Genomic DNA, 10,708 nt, shown 5'->3' with positions numbered 1-10,708 from the left:
GCGCGGCCGGCTGCGGCATGGCCACCACCGGCTGCGGGCGCTCGCGGCGGCCCTCGAAACGTTCGCCGCGCTCGCCACGTTCGCCACGTTCGCCACGTTCGCCACGTTCGCCGCGGTCCCAGCGCTCGGCACGCTCGGGGCGCTCGCGGCGCCCATCGTCGCGTCCCCGTCCCCACTGCGGACGGGCGGGTTCCTGCACCACGGCCGGCGGCGGCGCAGTCGTGATCGCACCCGGCTGGAAGGGCAGCTGGCCCGGCGTTGCCGCCACCGGCGGGCGGGGCGCGGGGTCGGTGGTCAGCACCGGTGGCCGCTGGCCACGCTCGGCGCGGTCGCGGCCCCAGCCGTCTCGGTCGAGCCGGTCGGGGATGCCGTCGCCGTCGCGGTCGCGGATGCCGCCCGGCCGGCTGTCGACCCGGTTCGGGATGCCGTCGCCATCGCGGTCACGGTCGACGCGGTCGGGAATGCCGTCGCGGTCGCGGTCGCGGTCGCGGCGCGCAGCGCGGTCGCGCCATGCCGGCGGCCCCGGCGGGGCGGCGCCCGGACCGCCCGGGATGACGCCCGGCAGGGTGGCGCGCGGCACGTCCGGCACCACGACCTGGCCGCGCTGGCCGAAGTTCGCATGCGGGACCACGGTCAGGCCACGCTGGCGGTAGTCGGGCACTCCGTCCCGGTTGCGGTCGCGACGGTCCCCGTCCTTGCGGTCGCGCCAGCTCCAGCTGTTCAGGCGGCGCAGGCGCTCGTCCGACAGGCGATAGTGCGGCGCGTAGTGGTCGCGCGGGCCGAGCGGATACCAGCCGGTGGCGGGGCGCGAACCGTGCTGGTGGAAGCTCGCATTCCAGCCGTTGCCGCCGACCCAGCCGACCAGCGCCGGCGACCAGATCGGGCGGCGGCCGTGGTGATGCTTGTGGCCCGGGGCCCAGGCCCAGCGGTTCTTCACGTGCACCCAGCGGCCGTAGTGGAAGGGCGCATAGCCCCAGGGCGCATTGTCGACCCAGGTCCAGCCCCAGGGGGCGATCCAGGTCCAGCGGCCGTCGCGGTAGGGCACCCAGCTGGCGGTGACCGACGGGATCCACAGCGGGCCGTACTCGATGTCTTCCTGCCAGATGCCGTGGCGGTCCAGCTCCTCGTAGCCGGTCATCTCGGTGGTGACGTACTGCGCCGAGCGCGCACCGTCCTGCAAGCGGTCGCGGTCCAATGCCCAGTCATCGAAAGCGTCGCGCTGCGCCTGCAAGGTGCGCACGTCGTCGTCGCGCAACTCGGCGCTGCGGCCGGCGCGGATCGTCAGGCTGGCGCCGGCGCCATCGACCTGGGCTTCGCCGTCGAACACGTTCACGACGCTGGTATCGCGCACGCGCTCGGCGTCCACGCGCAGGCGGCCGGGCTTGAGCATGCGCACGCGGCCCTGGGGCGTGCTCAGTTCGAATTCGGGCAGCACGTCCTCGCTCAGGATGCGGATGCTGGCGCTGCCGTAGTGCAGGCGCAGGCGCAGGCTGTCGTCGTCCAGTTCGGTCACTTCGAGCGAGCTGTCGCCGTCGATGCGGATCGCGGTCGAGCCGATCCGCAGCTCGGTGCGCGCGTTCGGTTGGGTGGTGATCAGGTTGCGGGTGGTGACCGGCCAGTTGACCAGGGCATCAACGGCGGACTCGCCCACGTTGCCGCTGATGCTGACCTTGCCCTGGGTGAGCGAGACGCGGCCGACGCGGCCGGGCGGCTCGGTCTCCAGCGTGTCCTGCGCCAGGACGGCAGTGGATAAAGCCGTGAGCGCGAGCATCACGGCGGTCTGGGCGAATCGCTTGTTCATGGGGGCTCCGCTAGTGGACGAAGGACGGCAAGGTCATTACAACGCACGACAGCGTGCAAGGACTACGCAACTTACAGAAAGTTGCAACTGCTGAGTGACAAATACAACAGTCAGGCGCGGCGGCCGGGCTCGACCAGGAAGAGGAGCGAACCCATCACCACCAGCACGGCGCCGAAGATGCGGTTCTGGAGCTTCACGGCGCGCACGTCGCGCAGGAAGCGCTGCATCATCGATGCCATGCCGGCGTAGCCGTGCATGACGATCGAATCGATGGTCACCATGGTCACGCCGAGGATGGCCAGTTGCGGCAGCAGGGGCGCTTTCTGGTTGATGAACTGGGGCAGCACCGCGACCATGAAAATGATGCCCTTGGGGTTGGTGGCATTGGTGAGAAAGCCGGTCATCACGCGCTTGCCGAAACCCGGGTGGGCGGGCAGGCCGGCGGTGTTCGGCGCACCGGCCTCGGCGGCCGATGCCGCCGGTGCGCGCCACTGCGCGATGCCGAGGTAGATCAGGTACAGCGCGCCGACGATCTTTACGGCGGTGAAGGCCACCGAGGATGCCAGCAGCAGCGAACCCACCCCGGCGCCGGCGATCACCAGCACCAGGATCAGGCCGAGCTGCAGCCCCAGTACGGTGGCGCTGGCCTTCTTCAGGCCGTAGGCGAGGCCGTGCGACATCGACAGCACCGCGCCGGAACCCGGCGAAATGGCGATCAGGGAACCGGCGATGACGAAAGCGATCCAGGTGGCGAAGCTCATGCTGCGGCGGGAATGATGAAAGAGGGAGGGGAGGGTACTGCAAAACGGGCCAGCGCGCGCGTCCGGGTCGACCGGAGCGCGGCGCGAGGGCCAGGGGTACTGCTTACTTCTTCTTTGGGTTGACGGCTGCTTTCAGCGTCGCACCGGCGGCGAAGCGCGGGGTCTTCGATGCTGCGATCTTGATGACATCGCCGGTTGCCGGGTTGCGGCCCTTGCGCGCGGCGCGCTTGGTGACCGAGAAGGTGCCGAAGCCGGTGATACCGACGGTGTCACCCTTCTTCAGGCGCTCGGTGATGATCTCGATGATCGTGTTAACAGCGGTGTTGGCAGCCGCGCCCGACATCTCGGTGCGCTTCGCGAATTCCGCGATCAGTTCGCCTTTTTTCATAAGTCCCTCCGGGGTTAAAAGAGCGGGAAGATTAGCACAAAAGAATTGCTCTATGTAATCCCGTCCGGAGGCGAATGCCTATGGAGACTCAGGCCAGGCTGTTTTCGGCGTTCGGCGCCGCCAGGCGATGGCGCAAGGCGGCGTTGATCAGGGTCTGGTAGCCGGTGCCGCAGCGTTCCGACAGGTTGCGGAATTCGTTCAGGACTTCGTCGTCGAGGTAGATCGTGATGCGGGTCTTGCGTTTCGGCGGGCGGGCACGGCGCACAGGTGCGGCGGCGTGGGCTGCGACATGGGCTGCTTGCAGGGGCGATTCGGTATTCATGGCATCTCCTTCGGTGGCGAGGCTGCAGTACCGCAGCCAACAGCCTGCACTATACGTACACGGTTTTCCGGATGCCCGGCAAAAGCGACGAGATGCAGATTTACGCGACTGAAATGCATTAAGCCGCGCTGAACCGTGTGACTGTAAATCACCGCTCAGGTAAGATGATGTGAACTTGACATGATTGGAGCAACGATGGCTGGCAGCCTGCTGTTATTACTAGACGATATTGCAAGCGTCCTCGATGATGTGGCCGTGATGAGCAAAGTGGCGGCGAAGAAGACTGCCGGCGTACTGGGTGACGACCTGGCGCTGAATGCCCAACAAGTTACCGGTGTCAAAGCCGACCGCGAGCTGCCTGTCGTCTGGTCGGTGGCGAAGGGTTCATTCAAGAACAAGGTCATCCTGGTGCCGGCGGCGCTGGCGATCTCGGCCTTCGTTCCATGGCTGATTACGCCGCTGCTGGTCATCGGCGGCGCCTTCCTCTGCTTCGAAGGCGCCGAGAAGCTGGCGCACAAATTCCTCCACGGTAAGGAAGACGCGGAGCACAAGGCCGCACTGAGCGAAGCGCTGGTCAATCCCGCAATCGACATGCACGCGCTCGAGCAGGAAAAAATCAAGGGCGCGATTCGTACCGATTTCATCCTTTCGGCAGAGATCATCGTGATCTCCCTCGGCACCGTGGAAAACGCACCGTTCAGCCAGCAGTTAATGGTGCTGGTTACCATCGCACTGGCCATGACGGTGGGCGTGTACGGCCTGGTGGCCGCCATCGTCAAAATGGACGACGCAGGCCTGTCCCTGAGCCAGAAAGCAAGCGGCCTGGCGCGCGGCACCGGCAATCTGCTGCTCGCGACGGCGCCTCGCCTGATGAAAGTCCTGTCGGTGGTCGGCACCGCGGCCATGTTCATGGTCGGCGGCGGCATCATCGCCCACGCCTGGGAGCCGCTGCATCACTTCGCGGAAGGCGCGGCACAGGTGACGGCTGGCGTGCCGGGCGTCGGCGGCGTGCTGGCGGCGATCACCCCGACGATCGTCGACGCGCTGGCAGGCGTCGTGGTCGGCGCCCTCGTGCTGATGGTCGTGACCCTCGTGCAGCGCATGCGCGGCACGAAACCGGCGCACTGAGCAGCCACTCATCCTTGGACGGCAGCCGTCTTGTGCGCCAGGCGCAAGGCGGCCAGCGCGTCCCGCAGCGCCCACCCCAGCGCTCCCAGCGCCAGCGCGCTCAAGATCCAGCTTACCCAGCCATGGTTCACCAGCGCCAGCCCGGTGGGCAGCGCATGCCACCCCAGCAGCGCCTGCCCGGTGAGCGTGTACATGATTCCGAGGTTCATGAACAGGAACAGGTGCAGGAAACGCTCGCTGGCCGGTAACTGGCGCACGTCGCCTTCCACCACCACGTCGCGCGCCGACACCAGCAGTTCGCCGGCGAACAGCGCCACGATCCACCAGACGAGGGCGCCGTGCCACTCGAGCCAGGCGAGCGAGGCGAACAGCGCCGCAAACAGGAATTCACGCGCGCTGTGCAGACGTTCTTCGGACACGCACTCGGGCCGCGAAGGCAGTTTCGCCAGCCACTCGTGGTTGATCACGACGTCCAGGAAGCCGATGAGCCCGTGCACTATTAACGCATAGACATACGGCGGCACGTTTTCTCTGCCTGCTCTAGACTACTTGCGACGCATTAGCGCGGCGCCCGCCGCCAGGCCCAGCGCAAAGCCGGCGTACACGATGGCCAGCGACGGCTTGGACAGGTGTTTTTCGTAGCCGGGATGGAAGCGCTTCGGGGTCAGGTTATAGTCGGCGAAGCAGGCGAAGGCCGAGGTGGCCGCCGCCGCGGTCAGTATGCCGGCCGGCGTGTTGCGGTCAAGATACTTGCCGGCGAAGCGTTCGAACAGGATCGACCAGAAGGTGGCGCTGGCGTGGTGGATCAGGTAGCCCGGCACGGTGTAGCGCATCGAGGGGCCGCCGTGGCGCGCCGCCTTGTCGCCGTAGATCCAGTGGCTGACCGCATTGGTGGGCGCATAGGCGCTGCCGACTTCCTTCTTGCCGAGGGCCGCCAGTGCCACCGTCGACAGGATGCTGGAGGTGGCGCCGCCGACGAGGCCGCGCTGTAGTGCCGAGTTCCAGGCTTGCGTTTGCATAGAATCCTCTTGATCGGTTAGTGAACTTACATTGCGTGAAAGGAAGCATGGATGCGGATTTTGCTGACGGGAGCCAGCGGTTTCATCGGACAACACCTGCTGCAGGCATTGCTGGCCGAAGGCCACCACGTCGTCTGCGCGGTGCGCCGGCCAACAAGCAGCACTGAATCCGGCAACAGCGCGCGCCTCGCCTATATCCATGCGGACTTCGCCCAAGATACCGACAAATCCGTCTGGCTGGCGCGCATCAATCAGCTGGGCGGCATCGACGTGGTGATCAACACGGTCGGCATTTTCCGCGAAAGCGGCAGCCAGACCTTCGCGCGCCTGCACACCGAAGCCCCGCGCGCCCTGTTCGCCGCCTGCGCCGAATCGCACGAGGTGCAAATGGTGATCCAGCTCTCGGCCCTGGGCGCCGATCGCGAGGCCGATACCCGCTACCACCTGTCCAAGAAGGCGGCCGACGACTACCTGGCTTCGCTTCCCATCCGTGCCTACATCGTGCAACCCTCGCTGGTGTACGGCAGCGAGGGAACCAGCGCCAGGGTCTTCCGCACCCTGGCCAGCATGCCGCTCACGCTGCGCTTCGGCAGCGCGCCCCAGCTGGTGCAGCCGATCCACGTCGACGACCTGGTGGCGGCCATCGCCGGCCTGCTCAAGCATCGCCTGCCCCTGGCGCCAGGCGGCGGCACGGCCCTGCGCGTGCCGCTGGTCGGGCCGCAGGCGATGCCCTTCACCGACTATCTGCAGGCGCTGCGCACGAGCATGGGAATGGGACGCCAGCCGGTCCTGCCGCTGCCCGGCATGCTGGCACGCGTGATGGCGAAGTTCGGCCGCGCGCTGCCGGGCGGGCTGCTCGACGAGGAGGCGCTGCGCATGCTCGACCGCGGCAATGCCGCCGACGTGTCGATGACCACCCAGCTGATCGGCCACCCGCCACGGCCCGTGCAGGACTTCATCCGCCACCCCGGCGCCGAGCGCACCCAGGCCAAGCTGGGCTGGCTGCTGCCGGTCCTGCGCCTGTCCATCGTGGCGGTATGGCTCGCCACCGCCATCGTCTCCTACGGCCTGTACCCGGTCGAGGCCAGCTACGACCTGCTGGCCCGCACCGGCATCCCGCCCGCGCTGCAGCCCCTGATGCTGTACGGCGCCGCCACCTTCGACCTCTTGCTGGGCCTGGGCATCCTGCTGCTGGCGCGGCGGCGCTGGCTGTGGTTGATGCAGCTCGGCCTGATCGGCTTCTATACCGTCGTCATCGCGATCAAGCTGCCGGAATTCCTGCTGCACCCTTACGGCCCGCTCACCAAGAACCTGCCCATGCTGGCGGCCATCTGGCTGCTCTACGAACTGGAGAAAGAGTAAATGGAATACGTCGTCATCAAGTGGCTGCACATCCTGTCGTCCACCTTCCTGTTCGGCACCGGCATCGGCTCGGCCTGGTACATGCTGTTCGCCAACGTCAGCCGCGACGTGCGCGCGATCGCCGTGGTGGCCAAGTACGTCGTGGTCGCCGACTGGCTGTTCACGGCGACCACCGCGATCCTGCAGCCGCTGACCGGCTTCTACCTGATCCACCTGGCCGGCTACCCGCTGCACAGCAAGTGGATCATGTGGTCGATCGCTTTGTACGTGCTGGCCGGCGCCTGCTGGCTGCCGGTGGTATGGCTGCAGATCCGCATGCGCGACATCGCCCAGGAGGCGGCGCGCACCGGGACCGAACTCACGCCGCAGTACTGGCGCTACTTCCGCATCTGGGTCACGCTCGGCGTGCCGGCCTTCATCGCCTTCGTGGCGATCTTCTGGCTGATGGTGGCCAAGCCGATGTGACCTTCACCAAACCAGACATCCTGAGGAGAACCCCATGAAGGCATACCAGATCCTTCCCGGCGCGAACATCGACGCCCTGCAGTGCATCGACTACCCCGACCGCAATCTCGGCCACGGCGAGGTACGCATCCGCGTGCACGCGGTATCGCTGAACTACCGCGACCTGATGGTCGCCAGCGGCAACTACCTCGTCACCGTGGACGATCCCATCATTCCCTGTTCGGACGGCGCCGGCGAAGTGCTGGAAATCGGGCCGGGCGTCACCCGCGTGCAGGTCGGCGACCGGGTGGCGGGCTCCTTCTTCCCCTACTGGCAGGACGGATCGACCTCGCCGGAAAAGATTCGCCACGCCCTGGGCGGCGACATCGACGGCATGCTGGCCGAGGAAGTGGTGCTGCACCAGGATGCGCTGGCGAAGATCCCGGCCTCCCTGAGCTTCATCGAGGCCGCCACCATGCCCTGCGCCGGCGTCACCGCGTGGAATGCGATCTTCGTGTCCAGCAACGGGATCAAGCCGGGCGACACCGCGCTGTTCCTGGGCACCGGCGGCGTCTCGGTGCTGGGCCTGCAGCTGGCCAAGGCGGCCGGCCTGCGCACCATCATCACCTCCTCGAGCGACGAGAAGCTGCAGCGCGCCCGCCACCTGGGGGCGCACCACACCATCAACTACGGGGCGATCCCGGAATGGCACGAGGAAGTGCTGGCCATGACCCAGGGCAGGGGCGCGAACGTGGTGCTCGAAGTCGGCGGCAAGGGTACGGTCAACCGCTCGGTGTCGGCGGCGGCGATGGGCGGGACGGTGGCGATCATCGGCGGCGTCAGCGGCTTCGGCGGCGAGGTGAACCCCGCTTCGCTGCTGGCCACCGCCAAGCGCATGGTCGGCATTTTCGTGGGCAGCCGCACGATGCTGGAGGACGTGATGCGCTTCGCCGACGTCACCGGCCTGAAGCCGGTGATCGACCGCGTGTTCCCGTTCGCGCGGGCCCAGGAAGCCTATCGCTACATGGAATCGGGGTCGCACTTCGGGAAGGTGGTCATCGATGTGACCAGCCAGGATCACTGACGCTTCTGCGGCACCAGTCCGATCTCGTACAGCCTGGGCCACAGCTTGCCGGTGACGAACAGGCGCTTGCCCTTGCTATCCCAGGCGATGCCGTTCAGGACCGCGTCCGGATCGAGGGTGCCGCGCTGCGCCGGGGGCAGCAGGCCTTCGAGGTTGATCACGCCCTTGACCTTGCCGTTATCCGGATCGATGCGCAGGATCAGGTCGGTGCCCCAGACGTTCGAGAACAGCTCTCCCTCGACCATCTCGAGTTCGTTCAGCTGGGCGATCGGCGTGCCCTGGTGCGTCACCTGGATGCGGCGCAGCTCCTTCAGGGTCTTCGGTTCCAGCACGCGGATGAAGGAACTGCCGTCGCTCATGTACACCCTCTTGGCATCGCTGGCCAGGCCCCAGCCTTCGCCGGCATACTTGAAGGTCTGCTTCAGCTTGAAGGTCTTCATGTCGAACACGTAGCCGACCTGCGAGGTCCAGGTCAGGGCGATGATGTTGTTGCCGACCGGCGTCGAGCCTTCGCCGAAGACTTCCACCGGCATGTCGGCCTTCTGCAGCACCTTGCCGCTCTTGAGGTCCACCTTGCGCAGCGAGGAACTGCCGTTGCGCCCCGTCGTCTCGTACAGGTGGCCATCGCGGAAGAACAGGCCCTGGGTGAAGGCTTTCGGGTCGTGCGGGTAGGTGTTCTTGACGACGAAGCCGTAGACCGGGACGGCTGCCTGGGCCGGGACGGCAATGGCGGCGACGAGCGCGAAGGTGGCGAATGGTTTCAACATGATGCTGGAACTCTAGCATGTTCGTAGGGTGGACGGCTTCGCCGTCCGCGCGTCCAGCCAGCAGAAGAACAGCCGCGCAGGCAGCATTACCGTAATTTGAACTACTAGAACAGCGACAAGTTCGGCGACGGCTCCGGGGTTTTCTTGACCGTCTGCGGCGCCGCCCAGGCCTTCATGCGCTCCGCCGGATAGTGGCGCAGGAAGCTGCGCGCCCTCTCCACGTCGCGGCAGGCCAGCCAGTCCTCGAGTTCTTCCGGCCCGAGCACGACCAGCGAGCGTTTCTCGTCGTCCGGCTTGTGCATGCGCGACATCAAGGGGTGCTCGTCGGCGTTGATCGTGATCTGCGTGAACGAGGACTCGACCCGGCCGTCGGCCTCGGTCCACTCGCGCCACAGGCCCGCCACGAAGAAGGGGCGGTCGTCGTGCATGCCGATCGCATGGCGCAGCGCGCGGCCGCTCTCGTAGCAGGGTTCGTAGAACCAGGTCATCGGCACCGCGCACAGCTGCAGGCGGCGCCAGCTTGGTGCGAACGAGCGCCGCTCACCCAGCGATTCGGCGCGCGCGTTCATGGTGTCGAAAGGTTTCACACCAGGCGGGATATGGCGCCGCGGCACCATGCCGTAGCTGGCCAGGCAGACCTCAGGGCTGCCGTCGCGGCCGCGGCGCACGATCGGCGCGCTGTAGTCCTTCCAGACTTCGTCGGGCCAGCGCCAATCGGCCGGCAGCTCGCTGAAGGCGCCGAGCGTGCCGAACTGTTCACGGGTAGGGGTATGGTAGTTGACGCACATGATCCGTCCAGCATAGTGCAACTACTAAAAATAGGCCAGCAAGCGTCCGCAGGCGATCACGCCGAACCACAGGGCCAGGGAAAGCAGGGCGTGCAGCATGGCGCGGGGCGGCGCGCGCTGCGGCCATGCATCGGCCTGGCGGTAGGGTCCGGCATGGAAGGCGAGTGCGTTCAGGCCGGCCAGCACCATCAGGCCGAGCTTGAGCAGGAACACGCGGTTCGCCAGCAGCGCCAGCGGATCGGCCACGAACAGCAGCAGGCCGGTGGGGACGACCAGCAGCATGCTGCCGGCCGACCAGGGCAGCAGGTGGCGCGCCAGCGCCTTCACCGGCAACTGGCGGCCGAAGCCGAGCACGCGCAGGTCGAACATCGCCACCGCGCCCACCAGCACGGCGAAGCCGATGATGTGGAGCGTCTCGACGGCCGGGTACAGCCAGGCTCCTTCGCGCAGGGCCTGCGCCAGCGGCAGCGACGCGGCGAACTTCGCCGCGTCTTGCAGCGGCATCAGCGCAGCTCCGTGGTCTTGTCCTTGATGGTGATGCGTTCGGCGCGCAGTTCGGCGGCATTGCTGCGGTGGGGATAACCAACAACCGTGGCCTGGCCGCCCACTACCAGGTTTTCCTTCGGCAGGCCGCGGTTTTCCATGCGCCCCGGCGGCGCCAGCACCACCAGCCAGGTCTTGTCGGCGGTCTTGAGGCGCACGAAGCCGTGCGGCTGCATGTAGCCCGACTCTTCGATGGTGCCGGACAGCGTCAGCGGCTTGTCGGCGTTGTATTCGCTCCAGCCGTGATGAGCGGAAGCGGTGGTGGCCACCAGGGCGGCCAGAAGGAACCAGCGTTTCATGG

Annotated in this window: 14 protein-coding genes; 4 read left to right on the top strand and 10 right to left on the bottom strand. The window is 67.0% G+C overall.

All coding sequences use genetic code 11. The features are described 5' to 3' along the window. The 4 genes from ACK4S9_RS15210 to ACK4S9_RS15195 all read right to left on the bottom strand — a co-directional run. A partial coding sequence (locus tag ACK4S9_RS15210; protein WP_409727015.1) for a DUF6600 domain-containing protein occupies nucleotides 1–1,801 on the bottom strand: 1,801 nt, incomplete at its 3' end. Nucleotides 1,802–1,911: 110 nt separating this feature from the next. Further along, nucleotides 1,912–2,562 (bottom strand): LysE family transporter, encoded by a 651-nt coding sequence (locus ACK4S9_RS15205; RefSeq protein ID WP_409727012.1) that lies wholly within the window; start codon nucleotides 2,560–2,562, stop codon nucleotides 1,912–1,914. A 103-nt stretch (nucleotides 2,563–2,665) separates the two neighbouring features. After that, on the bottom strand, nucleotides 2,666–2,950 hold the full coding sequence (locus ACK4S9_RS15200) for an HU family DNA-binding protein (RefSeq protein ID WP_027864703.1): 285 nt from the start codon (nucleotides 2,948–2,950) through the stop codon (nucleotides 2,666–2,668). 88 nt (nucleotides 2,951–3,038) lie between these two features. Further along, a complete protein-coding gene (locus ACK4S9_RS15195) occupies nucleotides 3,039–3,272 on the bottom strand; it encodes a BrnA antitoxin family protein (RefSeq protein ID WP_409727009.1) in 234 nt (77 codons plus the stop codon). 195 nt (nucleotides 3,273–3,467) lie between these two features. On the opposite strand from ACK4S9_RS15195, the gene ACK4S9_RS15190 reads away from it, so the two are divergent. After that, a complete protein-coding gene (locus ACK4S9_RS15190; RefSeq protein WP_409727006.1) occupies nucleotides 3,468–4,400 on the top strand; it encodes a DUF808 domain-containing protein in 933 nt (310 codons plus the stop codon). Nucleotides 4,401–4,408: 8 nt separating this feature from the next. On the opposite strand, the gene ACK4S9_RS15185 is transcribed toward ACK4S9_RS15190, so the two are convergent. Both ACK4S9_RS15185 and ACK4S9_RS15180 read right to left on the bottom strand, forming a co-directional pair. Continuing rightward, nucleotides 4,409–4,897 carry a hypothetical protein gene (locus ACK4S9_RS15185; protein WP_409727003.1) on the bottom strand — a complete coding sequence of 163 codons (489 nt, stop codon included), beginning with the start codon at nucleotides 4,895–4,897 and terminating at the stop codon, nucleotides 4,409–4,411. Between the two features lie 48 nt (nucleotides 4,898–4,945). Continuing rightward, nucleotides 4,946–5,419, bottom strand: coding sequence for a hypothetical protein (locus tag ACK4S9_RS15180; RefSeq protein WP_409727000.1), 474 nt, complete (start codon nucleotides 5,417–5,419; stop codon nucleotides 4,946–4,948). A 51-nt stretch (nucleotides 5,420–5,470) separates the two neighbouring features. Here ACK4S9_RS15180 and ACK4S9_RS15175 point away from each other — a divergent pair, with 51 nt between their 5' ends. From ACK4S9_RS15175 to ACK4S9_RS15165, 3 genes are read left to right on the top strand one after another with little or no spacing between them, the layout of a single operon-like run. Further along, on the top strand, nucleotides 5,471–6,781 hold the full coding sequence (locus ACK4S9_RS15175) for an SDR family oxidoreductase (RefSeq protein ID WP_409726997.1): 1,311 nt from the start codon (nucleotides 5,471–5,473) through the stop codon (nucleotides 6,779–6,781). Continuing rightward, nucleotides 6,782–7,246 (top strand): DUF2269 family protein, encoded by a 465-nt coding sequence (locus tag ACK4S9_RS15170; RefSeq protein WP_409726995.1) that lies wholly within the window; start codon nucleotides 6,782–6,784, stop codon nucleotides 7,244–7,246. A gap of 34 nt (nucleotides 7,247–7,280) precedes the next feature. Next, entirely contained in the window at nucleotides 7,281–8,309 is a 1,029-nt protein-coding gene (locus tag ACK4S9_RS15165) for a zinc-dependent alcohol dehydrogenase family protein (RefSeq protein ID WP_409726992.1), read from the top strand. On the opposite strand, the gene ACK4S9_RS15160 is transcribed toward ACK4S9_RS15165, so the two are convergent. The 4 genes from ACK4S9_RS15160 to ACK4S9_RS15145 form a co-directional block, all read right to left on the bottom strand. Further along, on the bottom strand, nucleotides 8,303–9,076 hold the full coding sequence (locus tag ACK4S9_RS15160; protein WP_409726989.1) for a glutaminyl-peptide cyclotransferase: 774 nt from the start codon (nucleotides 9,074–9,076) through the stop codon (nucleotides 8,303–8,305). The genes ACK4S9_RS15165 and ACK4S9_RS15160 overlap by 7 nt on opposite strands. A 104-nt stretch (nucleotides 9,077–9,180) precedes the next feature. Continuing rightward, complete coding sequence (locus tag ACK4S9_RS15155; protein ID WP_409726986.1) at nucleotides 9,181–9,864, bottom strand: SOS response-associated peptidase; 684 nt, start codon at nucleotides 9,862–9,864, stop codon at nucleotides 9,181–9,183. A gap of 24 nt (nucleotides 9,865–9,888) precedes the next feature. Next, on the bottom strand, nucleotides 9,889–10,368 hold the full coding sequence (locus ACK4S9_RS15150) for a DUF6644 family protein (protein ID WP_409726983.1): 480 nt from the start codon (nucleotides 10,366–10,368) through the stop codon (nucleotides 9,889–9,891). Beyond that, nucleotides 10,368–10,706 (bottom strand): DUF6152 family protein, encoded by a 339-nt coding sequence (locus ACK4S9_RS15145; RefSeq protein WP_409726980.1) that lies wholly within the window; start codon nucleotides 10,704–10,706, stop codon nucleotides 10,368–10,370. The genes ACK4S9_RS15150 and ACK4S9_RS15145 overlap by 1 nt, the downstream gene beginning before the upstream one ends. Between the last annotated feature and the right edge of the window lie 2 nt (nucleotides 10,707–10,708).

This window comes from Massilia sp. (assembly GCF_046293535.1).
In the GTDB taxonomy this organism is placed as follows: Bacteria; Pseudomonadota; Gammaproteobacteria; order Burkholderiales; family Burkholderiaceae_D; genus Telluria.
This window is presented reverse-complemented; position numbering and strand designations above follow the sequence as displayed.